General features: G+C 65.3%; 17 protein-coding genes and 2 tRNA genes. 11 read left to right on the top strand and 8 right to left on the bottom strand.

Annotated elements, in window-relative coordinates; translation table 11 throughout:
- Nucleotides 1–48 precede the first annotated feature (48 nt).
- Entirely contained in the window at nucleotides 49–843 is a 795-nt protein-coding gene (locus QW861_RS24340; RefSeq protein ID WP_315754621.1) for a sulfite exporter TauE/SafE family protein, read from the top strand.
- Between the two features lie 95 nt (nucleotides 844–938).
- Here the strand turns inward: QW861_RS24340 and QW861_RS24335 are convergent, their stop codons facing one another.
- The gene (locus QW861_RS24335; RefSeq protein WP_315717516.1) at nucleotides 939–1466 is read right to left on the bottom strand and encodes a DNA starvation/stationary phase protection protein; all 528 of its coding nucleotides are present in this window, start codon (nucleotides 1464–1466) and stop codon (nucleotides 939–941) included.
- Between the two features lie 108 nt (nucleotides 1467–1574).
- Here QW861_RS24335 and QW861_RS24330 point away from each other — a divergent pair, with 108 nt between their 5' ends.
- The 5 genes from QW861_RS24330 to QW861_RS24310 all read left to right on the top strand — a co-directional run bounded on the left by QW861_RS24330 (nucleotide 1575) and on the right by QW861_RS24310 (nucleotide 7507).
- Nucleotides 1575–2279: a class I SAM-dependent methyltransferase gene (locus tag QW861_RS24330; protein WP_315754623.1), complete on the top strand. Its 705-nt coding sequence runs from the start codon at nucleotides 1575–1577 to the stop codon at nucleotides 2277–2279.
- 107 nt (nucleotides 2280–2386) lie between these two features.
- Nucleotides 2387–2463, top strand: a tRNA-OTHER gene (locus QW861_RS24325).
- 235 nt (nucleotides 2464–2698) lie between these two features.
- Nucleotides 2699–6163, top strand: coding sequence for a carbamoyl-phosphate synthase large subunit (carB, locus tag QW861_RS24320; RefSeq protein ID WP_315717518.1), 3465 nt, complete (start codon nucleotides 2699–2701; stop codon nucleotides 6161–6163).
- Between the two features lie 207 nt (nucleotides 6164–6370).
- The gene (gene greA / locus QW861_RS24315; protein ID WP_315717519.1) at nucleotides 6371–6847 is read left to right on the top strand and encodes a transcription elongation factor GreA; all 477 of its coding nucleotides are present in this window, start codon (nucleotides 6371–6373) and stop codon (nucleotides 6845–6847) included.
- Between the two features lie 255 nt (nucleotides 6848–7102).
- Nucleotides 7103–7507 (top strand): DoxX family protein, encoded by a 405-nt coding sequence (locus QW861_RS24310; RefSeq protein ID WP_315717520.1) that lies wholly within the window; start codon nucleotides 7103–7105, stop codon nucleotides 7505–7507.
- A gap of 61 nt (nucleotides 7508–7568) precedes the next feature.
- Here QW861_RS24310 and QW861_RS24305 read toward each other — a convergent pair whose 3' ends face one another.
- Nucleotides 7569–8048, bottom strand: coding sequence for an Lrp/AsnC family transcriptional regulator (locus tag QW861_RS24305; RefSeq protein ID WP_015664493.1), 480 nt, complete (start codon nucleotides 8046–8048; stop codon nucleotides 7569–7571).
- Between the two features lie 289 nt (nucleotides 8049–8337).
- On the opposite strand from QW861_RS24305, the gene trxB reads away from it, so the two are divergent.
- The 4 genes from trxB (at nucleotide 8338) to QW861_RS24285 (ending at nucleotide 11946) form a co-directional block, all read left to right on the top strand.
- Nucleotides 8338–9303, top strand: a complete 966-nt coding sequence (gene trxB / locus QW861_RS24300; protein WP_315717521.1) for a thioredoxin-disulfide reductase — start codon at nucleotides 8338–8340, stop codon at nucleotides 9301–9303.
- A 7-nt stretch (nucleotides 9304–9310) separates the two neighbouring features.
- Complete coding sequence (locus tag QW861_RS24295; RefSeq protein ID WP_315717522.1) at nucleotides 9311–10234, top strand: LysR family transcriptional regulator; 924 nt, start codon at nucleotides 9311–9313, stop codon at nucleotides 10232–10234.
- A 448-nt stretch (nucleotides 10235–10682) separates the two neighbouring features.
- Nucleotides 10683–11606: a 4-hydroxy-tetrahydrodipicolinate synthase gene (gene dapA / locus QW861_RS24290; RefSeq protein ID WP_315754628.1), complete on the top strand. Its 924-nt coding sequence runs from the start codon at nucleotides 10683–10685 to the stop codon at nucleotides 11604–11606.
- A 169-nt stretch (nucleotides 11607–11775) separates the two neighbouring features.
- Nucleotides 11776–11946: a hypothetical protein gene (locus tag QW861_RS24285; RefSeq protein WP_315717524.1), complete on the top strand. Its 171-nt coding sequence runs from the start codon at nucleotides 11776–11778 to the stop codon at nucleotides 11944–11946.
- Nucleotides 11947–12057: 111 nt separating this feature from the next.
- Here QW861_RS24285 and QW861_RS24280 read toward each other — a convergent pair whose 3' ends face one another.
- The 5 genes from QW861_RS24280 to QW861_RS24260 all read right to left on the bottom strand — a co-directional run bounded on the left by QW861_RS24280 (nucleotide 12058) and on the right by QW861_RS24260 (nucleotide 15005).
- Nucleotides 12058–12735, bottom strand: a complete 678-nt coding sequence (locus QW861_RS24280) for a ParA family protein (RefSeq protein ID WP_231327589.1) — start codon at nucleotides 12733–12735, stop codon at nucleotides 12058–12060.
- Between the two features lie 261 nt (nucleotides 12736–12996).
- Nucleotides 12997–13350: a hypothetical protein gene (locus QW861_RS24275; RefSeq protein WP_316186056.1), complete on the bottom strand. Its 354-nt coding sequence runs from the start codon at nucleotides 13348–13350 to the stop codon at nucleotides 12997–12999.
- 296 nt (nucleotides 13351–13646) lie between these two features.
- Nucleotides 13647–13723 (bottom strand) — tRNA-His (locus QW861_RS24270).
- Between the two features lie 261 nt (nucleotides 13724–13984).
- Nucleotides 13985–14419, bottom strand: a complete 435-nt coding sequence (locus QW861_RS24265) for a phasin (RefSeq protein ID WP_315755004.1) — start codon at nucleotides 14417–14419, stop codon at nucleotides 13985–13987.
- 205 nt (nucleotides 14420–14624) lie between these two features.
- On the bottom strand, nucleotides 14625–15005 hold the full coding sequence (locus QW861_RS24260) for a phasin family protein (protein ID WP_315755002.1): 381 nt from the start codon (nucleotides 15003–15005) through the stop codon (nucleotides 14625–14627).
- A gap of 319 nt (nucleotides 15006–15324) precedes the next feature.
- On the opposite strand from QW861_RS24260, the gene QW861_RS24255 reads away from it, so the two are divergent.
- The gene (locus QW861_RS24255; protein ID WP_316193567.1) at nucleotides 15325–18666 is read left to right on the top strand and encodes a PAS domain S-box protein; all 3342 of its coding nucleotides are present in this window, start codon (nucleotides 15325–15327) and stop codon (nucleotides 18664–18666) included.
- On the opposite strand, the gene QW861_RS24250 is transcribed toward QW861_RS24255, so the two are convergent.
- Nucleotides 18651–19862: an NnrS family protein gene (locus tag QW861_RS24250; protein WP_315754998.1), complete on the bottom strand. Its 1212-nt coding sequence runs from the start codon at nucleotides 19860–19862 to the stop codon at nucleotides 18651–18653. The two genes, QW861_RS24255 and QW861_RS24250, sit on opposite strands and share 16 nt — an antisense overlap.
- Between the last annotated feature and the right edge of the window lie 77 nt (nucleotides 19863–19939).

Below are 19939 nucleotides of genomic sequence, written 5' to 3'. Positions count from 1 at the left end.
GGCAACGGCCGGGCACCGGCGCGGCACGCCACTCCGGAGCATCGCAGGATGACCTTGTCCGCTGCCCAGCTTGCGCTCGGCTCGCTGTCCGGCTCTTTCGTCGGATTCACGCTCGGCCTGATCGGCGGGGGCGGATCGGTGCTGGCCGTGCCGCTCATGGTGTATCTGGTCGGCGTCGGCAATCCCCACGTCGCGATCGGCACGAGCGCGGTCGCCGTGGCGATCAACGCGGCGGCCAATCTCGCCAATCATGCCGGCTCCGGGAACGTCAAATGGCCTTGCGCGCTGGTGTTTGCTGCAACGGGCGTGGTCGGCGCCTTCGCTGGCTCGACGCTCGGCAAGATGGTCGACGGTCAGAAGCTGCTGCTGCTGTTCGCCCTGGTCATGATCGTGATCGGCCTGTTGATGCTGCGCAGGCGCGGCACGAACAGCCAGCTGGACGTCAAGCTTTCGCGCGACAATCTGCTGCCGCTATTGGCATTCGGTTTCGGCACGGGAACACTGTCCGGCTTCTTCGGCATCGGCGGCGGCTTCCTGATCGTTCCGGCTCTGATGTTTGCGACGGGCATGCCGATCCTCTACGCGATCGGCTCCTCGCTCGTGTCCGTCACGGCGTTCGGACTGACGACCGCAGCAAACTACGCGCTGTCGGGACTGGTCGACTGGGCGCTGGCGGCGACCTTTCTCGTCGCCGGCATCGCCGGTGGCCTGGTCGGTGCGAAGCTGGCGGCTCGCCTGTCCGGTACACGCGGCACCTTGAACAAGCTGTTTGCCACGGTGGTGTTCGTGGTGGCAGCTTACATGATCTATCGGAGCTGGTCGGCACTCGGCCACTCCGCATAGCCTGGCATGGTATGAGCCGGAGGCCGGCATCGAGGCCGGACCGGCGCGCCACGTCCTCGCAGCGCGCCCGGGACCTCAACTCGACGCGGGCCCGCCTATGCCGCGTTGCTGCCTTCCTGGCGGCTGGCTTCGAACAAGAACCAAGTGCGGCGCTCGGTCTCGTCGATGAAGGTCTCCAGCAATCCCGCGGTGGCGGGATCGTCATTGTCGTCGCACAGCCCGTGCGCTTTCCGCATCGCAGCCGCGACGTGCTTGTTGTCCTCCATCAACTCCCGCAACATCTCGCGCGGCGGCACATACTCCTCGTTGTTGTCCTTGATGGTCTGCAGCTTGCTGATCTGGCTGATCGATTTCAGCGTGGTGCCACCGAGCTTGCGCACGCGCTCGGCGAGCTGGTCCGTGGTGGCAAAGATCGCGTCCGACTGCTCGTCGAGCATCTCGTGGTAGTCATGGAAATGCCGTCCGCTGACGTGCCAGTGGAAGTTCTTGGTCTTCAGATAGAGCGCAAAGGCGTCCGCAAGCAGCGTGTTCAATGCCGTCGAGATCTTGTTCACGGCATCCGGGGACAGATCGGTCGGGGTATCGAGCTCGGGGGCGGTCTTGTCGGTCTTTGCTTTACTCACGGCTTGGCCTTCCTGTTAGAAGCAGCGATGGACACGGATGATCGGACCCGTTAACGCTCGCTGACCCCTCCAGTTCCGATCAAGGAACTGTGTTTGCCGGAACCCGCCATGGACGACTGGATCGATTATTACGATTCCACGCACACGATCTATGCGAGCAAGCTGCATCGCGACCTGCACTTCGAGGGGATCGCGCGCGACATCGTCGGCTATATTCCCTCGCCCGACGCGGTCGTTCTCGACTATTCCTGCGGAGAGGCCCTGTCGGCCGCGAAGGTCGCCGACGCCTGCATGACGCTCATCCTGGCCGAGCCGGCGCCGGGCGTGCGCGGCCGGCTGATCGCGCGCTTCGCCCCCAACACCAAGATCCGCGTGCGGTCGCTGGACGAGCTGCGCAACATGCAGGAAGGCTCGATCGACCTCGTGGTCATGAACTCCGTGGCCCAGTACATGAGCGAGGCGGAATTCGATGCAGCCCTGGCCGTGATCAAGCGGCTGCTGAAGCCGTCGGGAAAGTTCGTCCTCGGCGACGTCCTGCGTCCGGACGTCGGCATGGGCCGTGACGTGCTCGCGCTGCTGATGTTCGCGGCGCGGGACGGCTTCCTCAAGGATGCCCTGGTCGGGCTGGTCGCCACTGCCCTGTCCGATTACCGGCAGTTGCGGACCAAGGTCGGCCTGCAGCGCTACAGCGAGGCCGAGATCCTGGCACGGCTGAAGAAGGCCGGCCTCACTGCCGTCCGGGCGCCGAAGAATATCGGCCACAATCCCTGGCGCATGACCTTCGTGGCGCAGCCGGCAATGGGAACCGTGTGACCGGCCGACCCGACCAGCCCACGCGGTGGCCCAACATCGAGCAACCGGATTAGGGTTAACTGAAACACGGGCTGGCTCACGCGGCCGTGAGAGGTAAGATCACCCCCGGCCCGGTGGCGGAAGCTACGACGCGAAGAGCGGTGCAACGCTCTTGAACCTGGTTCAAGTCCAGGCCGGGCCTCCAGCCGTCGCTGCCGCGCAGCTTCGGCTCGGCGAGCCAGCGACGGCGCCGCGCCCCTCAGACCCTCTTCGGCCAAATTGGCCGTTGATTTCGGCCCAAAACCCTTTTCGCTCAGAGGAAACTGGTCTAAAGACCGCTCGCGCGCGAGCAATGGTCGCGCCTTGGCCTTCGGGGACGCGCGGCACGCGCGCCCTTTTTTTGTGCCCAATTCCTGCCCGTTTCTTGCCCGTGAGCTTGAATGCCGAAACGAACCGACATCTCGACCATCCTGATCATTGGCGCCGGTCCGATCGTGATCGGCCAGGCCTGCGAATTCGACTATTCCGGTACGCAGGCGGTGAAGGCGCTGAAGGAGGAGGGCTATCGCGTCGTCCTCGTCAATTCCAATCCGGCCACGATCATGACCGATCCGGAATTGGCCGATGCGACCTATATCGAGCCGATCACGCCGGAGATCGTCGCCAAGATCATCGAGAAGGAACGCCACGTCATCCCCGGCGGCTTCGCACTGCTGCCGACCATGGGCGGGCAGACCGCGCTGAACTGCGCGCTGTCGCTGCGCCGGCAGGGGACACTGGAGAAGTTCGACGTCGAAATGATCGGCGCGACGGCTGACGCGATCGACAAGGCCGAGGACCGCCAGCTGTTCCGCAATGCGATGGAGAAGATCGGGCTGCAGACGCCGAAGTCGCGGCTCGCCAATGCGTCGGCGCTGAAGAAGCAGTATCGCGACAAATACTTGGCCGAGCGCGAGACGCTGTCGGGCGCCGCGCGCGACGAGCTCGACCGGCAATGGACGCTCGGCGAGAACGAGCGCCGCAAGCGCTATCAGGAGCATGCGCTGGGACAGGCGCTGATGGCGCTGTCCGAGATCGGCCTGCCCGCGATTATCCGTCCCTCCTTCACCATGGGCGGCACCGGCGGCGGCATCGCCTACAACAAGGAAGAATATCTCGACATCATCGAGCGCGGTCTCGATGCCTCCCCCACCAACGAAGTGCTGATCGAGGAATCGGTGCTCGGGTGGAAGGAGTACGAGATGGAGGTCGTCCGCGACAAACACGACAACTGCATCATCGTCTGCTCGATCGAGAACCTCGATCCGATGGGCGTGCACACCGGCGACTCGATCACGGTGGCGCCGGCGTTGACGCTGACCGACAAGGAATATCAGATCATGCGCGACGCCTCGCTGGCGGTGCTGCGCGAGATCGGCGTCGAGACCGGCGGCTCCAACGTGCAGTTCGGCGTCAACCCGGCCGACGGCCGCATGGTCGTGATCGAGATGAATCCGCGCGTGTCGCGCTCCTCGGCCTTGGCCTCCAAGGCGACCGGCTTCCCGATCGCCAAGGTCGCGGCCAAGCTCGCGGTCGGCTACACGCTGGACGAGATCGCCAACGACATCACCGGCGGCGCGACCCCGGCCTCGTTCGAGCCGACGATCGACTACGTCGTCACCAAGATCCCCCGCTTTGCCTTCGAGAAATTCCCGGGCGCCTCGACCACCTTGACGACCTCGATGAAGTCGGTCGGCGAAGTCATGGCGATCGGCCGCACCTTCCAGGAAAGCCTGCAAAAGGCGCTGCGCGGCCTGGAGACGGGCCTCACCGGCCTCGACGAGATCGACATCGAGGGGCTCGGCCGCGGCGATGACAAGAATGCGATCCGCGCCGCCCTGGGCACGCCGACCCCGAACCGCCTGCTCCAGGTGGCGCAGGCGATGCGCCTCGGCTGGTCGGACGAGGACATCTTCAACTCCTGCAAGATCGATCCGTGGTTCCTGGCGCAGATGCGCGGCATCGTCGAGATGGAGGACAAGGTTCGCCGTCATGGCCTGCCGCCGAATGCCAGCGGCATGCGCACGCTGAAGGCGATGGGCTTCTCCGACGCGCGGCTCGCGGTGCTCGCCAACACCACCGAAGCCGAGGTCGCCGCCAAGCGGCAGGCGCTCGGCGTCCGTCCGGCGTTCAAGCGAATCGACACCTGCGCAGCGGAGTTCGCTTCGCCGACCGCCTACATGTATTCGAGCTATGAGACGCCGTTTGCCGGCGCTCTCGGCGACGAGAGCGCGCCGTCGGACAAGAAGAAGGTGATCATTCTCGGCGGCGGCCCGAACCGGATCGGCCAGGGCATCGAGTTCGACTATTGCTGCTGCCATGCCTGTTTCGCGCTGGCCGATGCCGGCTACGAGACCATCATGGTCAACTGCAATCCGGAGACGGTCTCGACCGACTACGACACCGCCGACCGGCTGTATTTCGAGCCGCTGACGGCCGAGGACGTGCTCGAGATCATCGCCACCGAGCGCAAGAACGGCACCGTGCATGGCGTCATCGTGCAGTTCGGCGGCCAGACGCCGCTGAAGCTCGCGCGCGCGCTCGAAGCCGCCGAGGTACCGATCCTCGGCACCTCGCCGGAAGCCATCGACCTGGCCGAGGACCGCGACCGCTTCAAGCGCATCCTCGACAAGCTGCATCTGAAGCAGCCGAAGAACGGCATCGCCTATTCGGTCGAGCAGGCGCGCCTGGTGGCGGCCGATCTCGGCCTGCCGCTGGTGGTGCGCCCATCCTATGTGCTCGGCGGCCGCGCGATGCAGATCATCCGCGAGGACAACCAGCTCAGCGACTACCTGCTCGGCACCCTGCCGGAGCTGGTGCCGGCCGACGTCAAGGCGCGCTATCCCAACGACAAGACCGGCCAGATCAACACGGTGCTGGGCAAGAACCCGCTGCTGTTCGACCGCTACCTGTCGGACGCCACCGAGATCGATGTGGACTGCCTTTCCGACGGCAAGGACACCTTCATCGTCGGCATCATGGAGCACATCGAGGAGGCTGGCATCCATTCCGGCGATTCCGCCTGCTCGCTGCCGCCGCATTCGCTCGACGAGGCGACCATCGCCGAGCTTGAGCGGCAGACCCGCGAGCTGGCGCTCGGGCTCGACGTCGTCGGCCTGATGAACGTGCAATATGCGATCAAGGACGGCACGATCTACGTGCTCGAGGTCAATCCGCGCGCCTCGCGCACGGTGCCCTTCGTCGCCAAGGTGGTCGGCACGCCGGTCGCCAAGATCGCGGCCCGGATCATGGCGGGCGAGAAGCTCGCCGATTTCGGGCTGACCAAGCGCGCGCTCAAGCATGTCGGGGTGAAGGAATCGGTCTTCCCGTTCGCCCGCTTCCCCGGCGTCGACACCGTGCTCGGCCCGGAGATGCGCTCCACCGGCGAGGTGATGGGCATCGACCGCTCGTTCGCCGTGGCGTTCGCCAAGAGCCAGCTCGGGGGCGGCACACGCGTGCCGCGCAAAGGAACGGTGTTCGTGTCGGTGCGTGAAAGCGACAAGGCGCGCATCACCGAGGTGGTGCGGATGCTGCACGAACTCGGCTTCAAGGTGGTAGCGACTTCCGGGACCCAGCGCTTCCTGACCGACCAGGGCGTGCCGACCGAGAAGATCAACAAGGTGCTGGAAGGCCGGCCGCACATCGTGGACGCCATCACCAACGGCGACATCCAGCTGGTCTTCAACACCACCGAAGGCCCGCAGGCGCTGGCCGACAGCCGCTCGCTGCGGCGCGCTGCCCTCTTGCATAAAGTGCCGTATTACACCACTCTTTCGGGTGCCGTGGCGGCCGCGCAAGGCATCCGTGCCTATCTCGGGGGAGACCTTGAGGTCCGCACCCTGCAGAGTTACTTTTCCGAAAACTAATCGCAGCGTGCGGGCGAACGCCCGCTAAGCGGTTGGCAACAATCGGCAATAGAAGCTTTCAGGAACTCGCCGCCCCGTTCGATGTTGTACCGGCCTTTGACGGGACGGTCTTGCCGGGCCTTGAGGCTTTGCTTTGAGCCGCAAAGGCCTATTCTGAAGATGCTGATCGTGCGCGCCCCCGCCCGCACGACTGAAGGACGAGAAGAGATGGTGGAAAAGGTTCCCATGACTTCGATGGGCTACGCCGCGTTGGAGAACGAGCTCAAGCAGCGCCAATCGGTGGACCGTCCGCGCATCATCGAACATATCGCGGAAGCGCGTTCGCATGGCGACCTGTCCGAGAACGCGGAATATCACGCCGCCAAGGAAGAGCAGTCTCACAACGAGGGCCGCATCGCCGAGCTCGAGGACAAGCTCGCGCGCGCCGACATCATTGATGTGACCAAGCTCTCCGGCGACACGATCAAGTTCGGCGCGACGGTGACCCTGATCGACGAGGACACCGAGAAGAAGACGGTCTGGCAGATCGTCGGCGAGGTCGAGGCGGACGCCAAGAAGGGCAAGATCTCGATCACCTCGCCGCTGGCGCGCGCGCTGATCGGCAAGAAGATGGGCACTACCGTCGAGGTCATGGCGCCCGGCGGCGCCAAGTCCTACGAGATCGCCAAGGTCGAGTGGCGCTGAGGACCCGAGGCACCGGAGCGGTGCCTGTAACCGTTCGGACGAAACCAGGGCTGCGCGAAGGCGCGGCCCTTCGTCGTTTGGCCGGCCGCACTGCGGCACAATGGCGTTCGGCAGCACACGGTCAATTCATCGGGCTCCAGGCCACACGCCGGTGACGGGCTTTCGGGAATGAGCTAGTGCAGAACCGACGAGCCGTGCCGGGAGGATGGGTCCGGTCCGTCGCATCATGATGGCTTTGATTGGGGGATGATCGACATGGAGCAGATGTTCTCGAAATGGCAACCGGCTGTACTCAGCCTGTTTCGCTTCGTCACGGGTCTGTTGTTGTTTCAATACGGCGTGGCGAAGATCTTCAAGTTTCCAGTGCTTCCGTATTTCGCAAACATTCCGCCGCTCATCTATACGGCCGGCCTGATCGAGCTCGTGCTGGGCGGATTGCTGATGGTGGGTCTGCTCACGCGGCCCGTCGCGTTCATTCTGTCGGGTCAGATGGCCTTCGCCTATTTCCTCGGTCACATGTTCAAGACAGGTGAGCCGGTGTGGCTGCCGCTCCTGAACAACGGCACCGCGGCAATCGCATTCTGCTTCTCATGCCTTTATCTGGCGACGGCCGGCGGGGGTCCGATCAGCCTCGACGCGATGCTGCGTAAGAAGGCGTAGGCTTTCACTCACAGTCATTCCGGGGCGCCTCGAACGAGGCGACCCCGGAATGGCGGTGGGCCTAGCTGCGTCCCTTGACCTCGAGCGGCACCGCCGCCTCGTATTTCGAGTTGTGCAGCACCAGGGACGTTCGCACGTTGCGCACGTGAGGTGCCGCCGTCAGGTGGGTCACGAACTCCTGAAACGTCGCCATGTCCGGCGCCACGCATTTCAGGATGAAGTCCACCTCGCCGGACAGCATCCAGCATTCCCGCACCAGCGGCTCGGACCGCACGAACTCTTCGAACGCCTTCAGGTCGGCGTCCGCCTGGCTCGACAGGTGGACCGAGGCGAACACGGTCACGTCGAAGCCGAGCTTGCGCGGGTCGAGCAGGCCCCGGTAGCCGGTGATGTAGCCTTCCTCCTCCAGGGTCCGCACGCGGCGCAAGCAAGGCGGCGGCGAGATGCCGACCCGCTTGGCGAGCTCGACATTGGTGATCCTGCCGTCGGCCTGAATTTCGCTCAGGATTTTGAGATCGATCTCATCAAGATTCTTGGACACGGGGATTGTGGGCTCTGGCGGAACAGGAGGAGGCGCAGGGGGCGCCGGGCGACGATGGGCAACTCTCTTAGCGCAAGCCGGTCAATCCACGCAATTTTATTGCTTTAGATTTCCCCTGTTGACCGGCTCGTGAAGGGAAAATTCGCCGAGATGCGTTGCAATTCTTGCATAGCTTGCCAGATGGCTTAGACTTGGATTTGACATTTTCGATGGGGCTTCGGAGCGTTTCTTCAGCGCATTCCGCTCGCTGCGTCGGTAATCCTCCCTTTTCCAGCGAGTCTTCGGCCACATGCAAGCTCCGATCCATGCCAAAGTCGTCATCATCGGTTCCGGCCCTGCTGGCTATACGGCGGCGATCTACGCGGCACGAGCTATGCTGGAGCCGGTGCTGATTCAGGGCATCCAGCCAGGCGGCCAGCTCACCATCACCACCGACGTGGAGAACTATCCGGGATTTGCCGACGTCATCCAGGGTCCCTGGCTGATGGAGCAGATGGAAAAGCAGGCGACGCATGTCGGCGCCCAGATCAAGACGGACCTCGTGACCAAGCTGGAGCTGGGACAGCGTCCGTTCCGCCTGACCTGCGACTCCGGTGACGTCTACCTCGCCGAGACCGTCATTCTGGCGACCGGCGCCCAGGCGCGCTGGCTCGGGCTGCCGTCGGAGGAGACGTTCAAGGGCTTCGGGGTCTCGGCCTGTGCGACCTGTGACGGCTTCTTCTATCGCGGAAAGGAGGTCGTCGTCGTCGGCGGCGGCAACACCGCGGTCGAGGAAGCGTTGTTCCTGACCAATTTCGCATCGACCGTCACCGTCGTACACCGGCGCGACCATTTCCGCGCCGAGCGCATCCTGCAGGAGCGGCTGTTCAAGCATCCCAAGATCAAGGTCGTCTGGGACAGCGCCCTCGATGAGATCTGCGGCGCCAGCTCGCCATCCAAGGTCACGCATGTCCGGCTCAAGAACGTCAAGACCGGCGCGCTCACCGAGCTGCCCGCCGATGGCGTGTTCGTTGCAATCGGCCACGCGCCGGCAACCGAGCTGGTCGCGGGGCAACTGAAACTGAAGCCTTCCGGTTACGTCGAGGTGGCGCCGGGCTCGACCGCGACCTCCGTTCCCGGCGTGTTTGCGGCCGGCGACGTCGCCGATGAAACCTATCGGCAGGCGATCACCGCAGCCGGCATGGGCTGCATGGCCGCCCTCGAGGCCGAACGCTTCCTCGCCCACGCCGCGAGCGAACGCGCCGCGGCGGAATGAACTGACGATGCCACGATCACGGGATGGATTTACGGATATGGATTGGGACAAGCTGAAGGTGTTTCACGCAGCGGCGGAAGCAGGCAGCTTCACGCATGCCGGGGAGCAGCTCGGGCTGTCACAATCGGCGGTGTCGCGCCAGGTCAGCGCGCTCGAGCAGGAGCTCGCAGTCTCGCTGTTCCACCGCCATGCCCGCGGGCTGATCCTGACGGAGCAAGGCGACCTCCTGTTCCGAACCGCGCATGACGTCTTCATGCAGCTGCAGGCGGCGCGCGCCAAGCTGACCGACAGCCGCGAGCGCCCGAGCGGCGACCTGAAGATCACGACCACGCCGGGCGTCGGCATCAACTGGTTGATCCCGCGACTCGGAGAATTCACCGCCCTCTATCCGGAGATCCGGATCTCGCTGATCGTCACCGACGAGGAGCTTGATCTGTCGATGCGCGAGGCGGACGTGGCGATCCGCACCCGCAAGCCGACTCAGCCCGATCTGATCCAGCGCAAGCTGTTCGCGATCAGCTTCCACGCCTATTGTTCACCGGAATATGTCAAGCGCTTCGGCACGCCGCGCACGCTCGACGAGCTCGATGATCATCGCATCATCATGCTGGCCGACGGCCAAGTCGCGCCGCATCTCCAGAACCGCAGCTGGCTGGTCGATGCCGGCCGCAACGGCTCCGGTCCGCGCGAGGCCTATTTCAGGGTCAACAACATTCTCGGCCTGGTCCGCGCCTGCCAGCAAGGACTCGGCATCGCCGCGCTGCCGGACTACCTCGTCGAGGAAAACAGCCGTCTCGTGCAATTGTTCGGAGAGTCGGATTCGATCCAGCTCGACACCTACTTCGTCTATCCCGAGGAATTGAAAACGGTCGCTCGCGTTCAAGTGTTCCGTGACTTCGTCGTGAGCAAAGCGCAGCGCTGGCCGGCGTAAGATTGTGCATGTCTGACATGCGGCTTGCATGGTTGCTGCGACGCCATGCGAGAGCCCATACTGAGGATGTGCTGAGCGTTGGCGTTGCGCATTGTCCCCCTCCTCCAGTGGCGCGAGCGTTCAGAAATCCCTCTTGGAAGGTGATTGTGTCGGCCGCTTTGGCCAATACCTCCAGCCGGGCTCATTTGGGCCCGGCTATTTTTTTGCCGAATGTTTCCGTGTCGTGCCCGATGCGGCGTTGACAGCATCGCCCGCACCGCGCATCTAGATCTTATGTCCACGTCTTCGCACGCCAAGTTGTCGTCGAAAAAAGCTCCCCTCCCGGGGACATGTGGACGCGCGCGCTAGAATCTCTCGAATTCACCGCCGCATCACCAGCCCCGCCGCGAGGACGGGGCTTTTTTTGCGTGTCCCGTCTCCGGCTCCTGCCAACCCAAGGAGATGGACCATGACCGACGTTACGACCCGATTGCAGGGCCTCTGGCTGCCCCTGATCACGCCGTTCCGCCATGGCGCGCTCGACGAACCATCCTTACGCAGTCTGGTTCGGCACTACGCCGCCAAGCGGATCGATGGACTGGTGCTCGGTGCCACGTCAGGCGAAGGACTGGCGCTGTCATGGGACGAGCGCGCCCGTCTGATCAGCGTGGTCCGGGACGAGCTCGACACCACCGGCCGGTCGCTGCCGATCTGTCTTGGTGTCGGCGGCGTGGCGACGGCCGAGGTGATCGAAGCGCTCGACCGAACCGCGTCATGGCCGATCGACTTCTATCTGATCTCGAGTCCGCCTTACGTGCGTCCGTCGCAGCGCGGCCTGCTGGCGCATTTCACCGCGTTGGCTGACCGCACCGCCCATCCGATCGTGCTCTACAACATTCCCTATCGGTCGGCGGTCGGCCTCGACAACGAGACGTTGCTGCAGCTCGCCGAGCATCCCGCCATCGCTGGGCTCAAGGATTGCTGCGCCAACCGCACGCAGACGCGCGACCTGATCACGCGCCGGCGCGCTGGCTTTCATATCCTGACGGGCGAAGACGCCCAGAGCTTCGATGCGCTGCAGGCCGGTGCCGACGGCGCCATCCTGCTCTCGGCGCATCTGGAGACCGAGACGTTTGCCGCAATCCTGCAGCACGTAAAGGCCGGCCGTCACGACGCGGCAGCAGCGTGCTGGGCGCAGGTCGAGCATCTCACGCGGCTGCTGTTCACCGAGCCGAGCCCGGCCCCGGCCAAGTACTGGCTGGCGCGGACCGGCGTCATTGCGAGCCCCGAAGTGCGGCTGCCGATGGTGGAGGTTGGCGACGACCTCGCCGCACGGCTGGATCAGCAGATCGAGCGGCGCCAGCCGACGACCACGCAGAACCGCGTTGCCTGAGCACGCCCCAACCTATTCGCCGGCTCTGCCTTGCCGTCCCGATCGGGACGGCCAGGCAGAGCCGCGCCACCGCTGCGGAGCCGGAGCAGAATCTCCGTGGTTAATCCGAGCTAACAAACGCGATCAAAAGCGGCGCAGTCCGCAACCTCGTGTTTAAAGATGTTCCGCTATGGATGTTGAAAACATCAAAGAGCGCGAGGGCGTCGTGGCTTTGCAGGATCATCCATACCCTGAGCACCAGGGGTTCAGCGTCGAAGACATTCTCTGGGCGGTCGGGATCTGGTCCGTCATCCTGACCCTGACGCCGGCAATCGCCTTCTATTTCCTGATGGTTGCCTGACCTCGCCGCGCCCTCTCGCGCGGCGCGAGGTCGGCACTCACGCCAGATCGTGTGACCCGACGCAAAAAACGCGCGGAAGACCGCGCGTCGATGCCTCATCTGATGCCGCGATCAGGCCGCCTGCTTGTGCATGGCGCCGTTGGCCGACACAGTCCCGCGAATCGCCCGCACCGAACGCTCGATCGCAGCCCAGAGGCGTGCGATCTCGGCCGCAGCCCGGCCCTCCGCATAATATTCCCGCACGCCTTCACCCTGGCCCAGCGCCATCAGCAGATCGGCGCGGTTGGTGATCTGGCCGCCCCACACCGGGGCCTTGAACTTCGCCAGCGCCTCGCGGGCGATGGTGACGATCGGGCTTTCGGCATCGTCGCGGCGCGCCGGCGCGCCATTGAGAACGACCGCGTAGGGCTTGCGCGCGGCGCGGCAGGTCTGGATCGTCTCCTGTACCGCGTTGACGTCGAACACGCCGGGGCGGGCCGGGATGATCACCATGGTCGCGTTCTTGATCGCATCCTCGACGACGGCCGAGATGGTCGGCGGCGTATCGATCAGCACCCATTCGACGCCGTCGCGGCGGGCGGCGGACACGATCGCGCTCACCGAGTTCACGGCCGTCTTGATCGGCGGCTCGTTGGTGCCGCGCAGCTTGTGCCAAAGCGTCAGCGACCCCTGCGGGTCGGCATCGATGAGCAGACAAGACTTGCTCGACTTGATCTGCGCAGCGAGATGGGCGGCCAGGGTGCTCTTGCCTGAACCGCCCTTACGCGATGCGAAAACAATAACGTTCATACCTTGGCCTCCAGATTGACCCCGGCAGCGAAAATGAATCAGCGGACTGATTCGCGGAAGATAAATTTAGCGATCGATAAGACGTAACTCCTGATTGCCGAAACGCATTGGTTTTTGAGTCACACCAAAGCAGGCAAAACAGCAGATCAGGCCGCGATGTTCGACAACATCCGGTCATGCCCCATCGCATTTACATGTTGAGGCTGCGCGTCGAGAACCGCCGCCATTCCCGGTGCCGCCAAATGCGGCCATCGGCATCGCTCACGTCGCGTCCGGTCGCGTCGACTTCTTCGATTTGCCGGCGCGCGCAGTGATCGGCTTCCTGGTGACAAGACGAATGCTCATCGGCCGCTCCGCGCGGCCCGATGACGCTGTCTGGCGCTCTGGCGGCCCGAATTGGGCGCGGCATGGCGGCGACAGCTCGGCCTTGCGGCGGACCATGCAGGCGGTGACACGATCGACATCGGGAATGTCGGAACTACAAAGCCGGAACGCATCGCCTGTGCACGCCTGCTCCTGCTCGGCGGTATAGGCCCGTGCGGTTACGGGGACTAACAGCGCGGCTATAGCGATCAGTACGGCAGAGATGCATGGATCGAGATCAATCCCTCTCATCGCCCCCTCCCCCTCGTTGCCGCCAACTGTGATTGAAGGAGACCGGATTCGCAAGCAACGGCGCCACGCCGTGCTACCGATCCGGCGCAGCAAAACCGCAAGCGAGCGCACGATCCGGCGATATATCCGTCGAAATACGGAGACCGGGCTCGGGCTTCCGCGACCAAAGCTCTGCGCCCACGCCCCGGCCCTGCGCGAGAGGTCGCGACGGGGCTACAAATCACGGCGCAGGATCAATGGGGCGCGGAGCACGGATGGAGGTGAGCTTGCGAACGGCACAGCGATGGGCGTGGCCATGGTACAGTTGGGTGGGCTCGAACCACCGACCTCCTGTTCCACAGACAGGCGCTCTAACCAACTGAGCTACAACTGCATCCGCATGGGACGGCCCACGAGGGGCGTCCGAACGGGCCGGAAACTAGGTGCAACGGGCGAATTTGGCAAGGCCGAGAACGGATAAAGTCCCCTGCCGTGACGGCGTTTTTTGACGCCGCTTCGGCCCGAACGAGCCCCCGTGCAAACGGCGAGCCCCAGAAAGCAAACCCGGCCGCGAACGCGCCCGGGTCATGGATCTCCCGCCGTCCATGTCGGCACACGGCCGTACCGCGCACCCGGCGAGACTTGAGGCTGGCCCTCAGGCCGCCGTCTTGAACAGCTTGGTGGCGCTTTCCTTGATCGGCTCAACCGTCTCGGCCGCAACCTTCTGGCCGAGCTCGCCGAGCTCCTTGGCCTGGGCCGTGAAGGTCTCGAACTGCTTGCGCGCGAAGCCCGTCCAAAGCTCCATCGCCTCCGACGGCGACTTCACGCCGAACAGCTCCTGGGCGAAGTCGAGCGAAGCCGTGGTATTGGCCTTCGTGAATTCCATGACCTTGGACGAGTAGGCGCCGGCGCCCTTGCTGGCGTTGGCGAAGAAGGCCTCGATGGCCGAATTGTGGGTTTCCGCTGCGTCCTTGAACTTGGCGTAGTTCTCGCGGGCCTGGGACACGCCTTTTTCGGCGAACGCGCGCATCTGCTCGGGAACCTCGAACGGGATGATGGACGCGGAGAAAGGATCGGTGGCATTGGTCATGGCATGCATCCTTCGAAACATTGAGACTGGACCGTCCCGGCAATCGGGACGTCACTTCGGATCACGCAGAGGAACCGCCCCTGGGAGGTAACAACCTCGCGTAGAGCTATATCGTGGCGCTTTTGTGCAACGCAACGGAAATTCCACCATCAGGAACTGTTTGCCGCACCCGCTTCCAGATTTTTCGGGAGCGGAGAACGTTCCGTCAGGCCTTAGGCTTTGTGGCGTCGATCGCAACCTTGCCGATGGCCTGCCCCATTTCGCTTGCCTGCTCGGCGAGCGACCGCATCTGGCCCTGAACAAATTCGCCGTGCAGCCGCAGCACCTCGGGCAGGTCCTTGGCGTGCACCAGCGATTGGGCGTAGTCGAGCGACGACTGGACGTTCTTTTCAGCGTAGGACAAGACCTTGGCGCCGATGTCCTTGGCCCCGGCCCGCACCGTCGTGCTGCGGTGTTCGAGCGAGCCGGCCGTCGCCTCCGCTCCAGCCAAGAACTTCTCGAACGTCTGACGTGCCTGGTTGAAGCCTGCCTCCGCCATCGCCCGCATGTCTTTCGGAATCTCGAATCGTCGCCCGTCGTCGGTCATGGTTCCCTCCTTCTGACGTCACGATTGGCTGGCGCCCTTAGCGCCTCGTCCTCGCGGTGACCGTCCCGTTGCCCGCGCAGCTCTCGACCTGCCCAGGTATCATCGTGGTCCCCAACAGGAGGGTTCGCCGCGATTCCGCGCGCTGCGGCTCACGAGGAACACATTAAGGTTATCCAAGCTTTAGCAGGACAGGAGCGCGGCCCCGCCGTGGACCTCGGCCCTCAAAACGCGCGATAGTAACGAATTCTTAACGCGACCAGTTCCGACCGCCGATCCGTCGGCCGATCAACATCACAAGAGCCGTTTGCCGTCGTCGCCCATGACCTACGCCGATCTCGAATTGCAGGCCCTCAGCGACCCCCGGCTGGCCGTCCACGCCGCCGGCAGTCTGCCGGCCTGGCTATGGTCGGCCGATGGCAGCCGTGTGCTGTGGGCCAATGCGGCCGGTGCGCGCGCCCTCGGCGCGGCGAGCGCAGCGGCGCTGATTGCTAAGACGCTCGGCCCTGCCGACGCGCATCGTCGCCAGGTCGCTCAATTGGGACGGCGGCTGCCCGAGACCGGCGCCTTGCGGCTCGAACGCCTCCGTGGCTTCGGCGCGCCGCTCGGCACGCTCGCGACCTGCGGCTGCGCCCGGATCGATCTGCCGGATGGCACGCGCGCGGTGCTGATCACCGGCACCGACGGGGGTGGACGTAGCTTCCCCCTGGCGGATCGCCTGAAGCGGCTCGTGGAGACGAGTGAGCATGCGCTGATCGCATTCACCCAGGACGGTCAGTTCGCCGGCAGCAGTTCAGCCGGACGGCGCCTGTTTGGCATGCGCGACCTGAGCGAGCCGGATTTCGTCGGGATACGCAGGGCGGCGCTGGCCGATGGCATGGCCGAGGTGACGTTCGGCACGGAGCGCGCAGCGCTCTACCGCATCGGCAGCGGCAACCAGGTCGGGCTGGTGGCCGTCCCGATGCCGGCCCCTGCCGAGGAGATCGAGGCGCCGGGCACGGCGCCAATACCTGAGCCAACCGCGGATGCCGCCCCGGCATCACCAGCCCCCGTGGATGTTGCCGCTGGGCCCGCGGTCGTGACTTCGCCTCCTCTTCCGATGGATGCAATGACTGAACGCCAAACCGACGACGAATCCCCCGCGCTGTCGAACGAAGCGCCGGCCGAGTTCCTGCTGATCGACGATCCGGCCGAGGCCGACCTGTTCAAGGCGTCGGCGCCGCAAACGGAAGATCACGCGCATCCTGCCGATTCCGGCGCGGCGGACCCTTCAGTCGGCCGCCGCCATCCGCTCCGATTTTCCTGGCAGATGGATGCCGAGGGACGGTTCTCGATCGGCTCCGATGAATTCACCCGCCTGATCGGGCGGCACAGCGCCGCCAAGCTCGGCCATCCCTGGCATGAGCTCGCTGCATCGCTAGGCCTCGATCCCGAAGGGCGAATCAGTGCCGCGATCGAAACGAAAGAGACCTGGAGCGGGATCGTCGTCAGCTGGCCCGCGGAGGGCGAGCGGCTTGCGGTCGAATTGTCGGGACTGCCTGTCCTGACGGAGGACAGAACCCATGCCGGCTATCGCGGCTTCGGCGTCTGTCGCGACCTCGACGCCCTGGACCGGCTGGCCGCACTGCGTCGCCCCGCATCGACCGATGCAGCCGCGACTGATGCTCCGGACGCCGACGAAACCGAACCTGCCCAATCCGACCATGTGCAGGCCGCAGATGTGCAGCCGCAGCAGGACAACGTCACTGCGTCATCGCGTGAGGCTTCCATTGCGCCGGACGTACACCACATCGACGGCATCGGGCTCGAAACGACCGGGAACGTGGTCCCGTTCCGCGCTCCGGGCGAGTCCAAGCATCCGGTGCTCACGCCGGTGGAGAACAGTGCGTTCCATGAACTCGCGCGTCAGCTGTCGGCTCGGCTCGAAGGCGAGATCCGCAACTCAGCCGCGGGCGTCGCGAGTGCGGCGCTCGAGCCGGGATCGCGCGTGAGCGATCCGTCGGTCCCGCCGCAGCAGCAGGCTCCGTCGGCGACGGAAACGGCGACCGATCATGGCGCGGAGCTGCAGACCGAATGGCTCAGCCCCGAGGAGCCGCCGGCCCAGGGCGACAGTCAGCGTGACCGCATCCTGCTCGACCTGCTGCCGACGGGCATGCTGATCTACCGGCTCGATCGGCTGCTCTATGGCAATCCGGCCTTCTTCAGGCAGATGGGCTACGCCGATCTTGCGGCCCTGGAGCAGGCAGGCGGGCTCGATGCGCTCTATGTCGAGCCGGGCGTGTCGTCCGCGTCGAACAAGTCGGAGGCCGGCACCCCCGTCACGATCTCGGCCGCCGACGGCTCCTCCAGCGAGGAGGTGAAGGCGGAAGCCCGCCTGTTCACGATCACCTGGGACGGCGATACCGCCCATGCCCTGATCTTCGCTCCGGCGCCCGGCACCGCAGCCGCGGTTCCGACGGCGGCCGACGCCGCACCGATGTCGGCGCCGGCCTCGGCTGCACCGGCCCCCCTGGTCGTGGCCCCGCCTCCGGCCGCCGGCCACGCCGAAGCCGAAGATCTTGCGGCGATCCTCGACGTCACAGCCGAGGGCATCCTGATGTTCGACGCCGGCGGCAACATCCACGCCTGCAACCGCAGCGCCGAGGCGCTGTTCGGCTACGATGGCGCGGCGCTGGTGCGCCGTAACCTGATCGAGCTGTTCGCGCCGGAAAGCGCCCGCCTCGTGCTCGATGACCTCGACAGCGTGCAGCAGGACGGCGCGTCGAGCGGGCTCGATCAGGGCCGCGAGGTGCTCGGGAAGGTCGCTCAGGGCGGCGTCATTCCGTTGTCGATGGCAATTGGCCGGACCCGGCCCAACGGTCCGAATTTCTTTGCCGTGTTCCGCGACCTGTCGCAACTCCATCGCGGCGATAGCGAGTTGCTGCAGGCTCGTCGCGTGGCCGATCGGGCCGCCAACGCCAAGGCCGACATGCTGGCCCGGATCAGCCACGAGGTGCGCGCGCCGCTGAACGCGATCATCGGCTTTGCCGAGGTCATGATCGGCGAACGTTTCGGCACGATCGGCAACACGCGCTACGCCGAATACATGAAGGACATCCGCGCCTCGGGCGAGCGCGTCGTCTCCCTGATCGACGATCTCTTGGAGCTGTCGCGCATCGAGACCGGCAAGCTCGAGCTCACCTTCACCAGCCAGAACCTCAACGAGCTGGTGGAGAGCTGTGTCGCAGTGATGCAGCCGCAGGCTAACCGCGCCCGCATCATCATCCGCACCTCGCTGTCGCAACTGCTGCCGCCGGTCATCGCCGACACAAGGGCGCTGCGCCAGATCGCGATGAACCTGATCTCGGCCTCGATCTCGCTGGCAAATCCCGGCGGCCAGGTCATCGTCTCGACCGCGCTGACCGATTTCGGCGAGGTCGCGCTGCGCGTGCGCGACACCGGTCATGGCCTGAACGATCAGGAGGTGGCCGCCGCGCTCGAACCGTTCCGTGCGCCCTCGGCTTCCGAGCAAGGCCCCGATGGCGCCGGTCTCAGCCTGTCGCTCACCAAGGCGCTGGTCGAAGCCAACCGGGCGCAGTTTCATATCAAGGCGGCGCCGAAATCCGGCACGTTGATCGAGGTGGTGTTTCCCCGCGCCGTGGCGCGCAATCAGAGCACCGGCTGAGCCGATCCCGCCCGCCGCACGGCCAGTGACCGACGCTTGAGACCGAGCAGAAGCGGACCGAACGCCAGGACGAAGCCGGCGAATGCGACGATCCAGGCCAACGCCGCGACGTGCAGCAGCACCTCGCCGTGCGCCGGCGCCACTGCGGCGCAGACCCGCGTCACCGCTGCGACGATGATCGCCAGATAGATCGCCTGGGTCGCGGGCGCGGCCGTCAGCGCCTGGCCGGTGTGGCCGAGCGTGGCCCGCGTCATCACGGCAAGCGTCGTGATGCCGGCGGCTCCGACCATCCAGGCATGCAGCCCGGCGCTTGGCAGAATCCATCCGAGGCTGGCGGCCGCCGTGAGCAGGAAGCCGAGCGGGACGAACATGTAACCGACATGCAGGATGACCAGCAGCCGTTCGCGCAAGGTGCGATCGCCGGCCCAGCGCGCGAGCCTCACCACATGCAACATGCCGGCCGCAGCCAGCGCGAGCGCGGTCGGCGCGCTCTCAGGAACCAGGATCCAGCCGAGCAGGCCCAGCGCGCTGAACAGCACGACCGCGATGTCGAAGCGGCCGAACGGCGCCGGCAGCCGGCCGGGATTGTGCTTGACCAGCCAGTTGCGCGTGAAGCTCGGCGTGATGCGGCCGCCGATCAGCGCGAGCAGCAGCACGATCACGGCAACGCCGACGCGGATCGCGTAATCGGCCGAGCCACGCAGATGGGCCTCGACGTGGAAGGCGATGTTGCCGACGCACAGCACCGTGACGATCGCGACCACCGGCAGATTGCGCCAATTGCGCCCGGCGACGATCTCGCGCGCCGCGGCCAGGACGACGAGCACGAGGAAGCTCGCATCGATCAGCAGCGCGGCCCACCAGGGACCCAGCGCAGACACCGTGACGGCCAGTCGTCCGGCTGTCCATACGAGCACCAGGGTGAGCAGCGGCAGGCCCCGGATCGGCAGCCGTCCGGTCCAGTTCGGGATCGCCGTGAACAGGAAGCCGGTGACGATGGCCGGCAGGTAGCCGTAGAGCATCTCGTGCACGTGCCAGTCTCGGGGGGCAAAGCCCGAGCTCAGCTTGAGCTCACCGTAAAAGGCCGGGAGCCAGATCAGGATCGCCAGCGCAGCCTGGAGCGCGCCGAGCAGGAAGAACGGCCTGAACCCGTTGGCGAGGACGGTCCAGCCCTGATAGTTGCGTGGAATGGCCATGTGCATGCTCGCTCGATGAAGGACGGGAACCGCACCGATCGCGGCGCTGTGCTTAACATGTAGTTGCGCGTCGCCCA

The sequence above is a fragment of the Bradyrhizobium sp. SZCCHNRI1029 genome, assembly GCF_032487555.1.
In the GTDB taxonomy this organism is placed as follows: Bacteria; Pseudomonadota; Alphaproteobacteria; order Rhizobiales; family Xanthobacteraceae; genus Bradyrhizobium.
This window is presented reverse-complemented; position numbering and strand designations above follow the sequence as displayed.

Excerpts from the sequence above, each read along its gene's own strand:
- QW861_RS24340 (WP_315754621.1), top strand. The coding sequence starts at position 49 with ATGACCTTGTCCGCTGCCCAGCTTGCGCTCGGCTCGCTGTCCGGCTCT.
- QW861_RS24330 (WP_315754623.1), top strand. The coding sequence starts at position 1,575 with ATGGACGACTGGATCGATTATTACGATTCCACGCACACGATCTATGCG.
- carB (WP_315717518.1), top strand. The coding sequence starts at position 2,699 with ATGCCGAAACGAACCGACATCTCGACCATCCTGATCATTGGCGCCGGT.
- greA (WP_315717519.1), top strand. The coding sequence starts at position 6,371 with ATGGTGGAAAAGGTTCCCATGACTTCGATGGGCTACGCCGCGTTGGAG.
- QW861_RS24310 (WP_315717520.1), top strand. The coding sequence starts at position 7,103 with ATGGAGCAGATGTTCTCGAAATGGCAACCGGCTGTACTCAGCCTGTTT.
- trxB (WP_315717521.1), top strand. The coding sequence starts at position 8,338 with ATGCAAGCTCCGATCCATGCCAAAGTCGTCATCATCGGTTCCGGCCCT.
- QW861_RS24295 (WP_315717522.1), top strand. The coding sequence starts at position 9,311 with ATGCCACGATCACGGGATGGATTTACGGATATGGATTGGGACAAGCTG.
- dapA (WP_315754628.1), top strand. The coding sequence starts at position 10,683 with ATGACCGACGTTACGACCCGATTGCAGGGCCTCTGGCTGCCCCTGATC.
- QW861_RS24285 (WP_315717524.1), top strand. The coding sequence starts at position 11,776 with ATGGATGTTGAAAACATCAAAGAGCGCGAGGGCGTCGTGGCTTTGCAG.
- QW861_RS24280 (WP_231327589.1), bottom strand. The coding sequence starts at position 12,735 with ATGAACGTTATTGTTTTCGCATCGCGTAAGGGCGGTTCAGGCAAGAGC.
- QW861_RS24275 (WP_316186056.1), bottom strand. The coding sequence starts at position 13,350 with ATGAGAGGGATTGATCTCGATCCATGCATCTCTGCCGTACTGATCGCT.
- QW861_RS24265 (WP_315755004.1), bottom strand. The coding sequence starts at position 14,419 with ATGACCAATGCCACCGATCCTTTCTCCGCGTCCATCATCCCGTTCGAG.
- QW861_RS24260 (WP_315755002.1), bottom strand. The coding sequence starts at position 15,005 with ATGACCGACGACGGGCGACGATTCGAGATTCCGAAAGACATGCGGGCG.
- QW861_RS24255 (WP_316193567.1), top strand. The coding sequence starts at position 15,325 with ATGACCTACGCCGATCTCGAATTGCAGGCCCTCAGCGACCCCCGGCTG.
- QW861_RS24250 (WP_315754998.1), bottom strand. The coding sequence starts at position 19,862 with ATGGCCATTCCACGCAACTATCAGGGCTGGACCGTCCTCGCCAACGGG.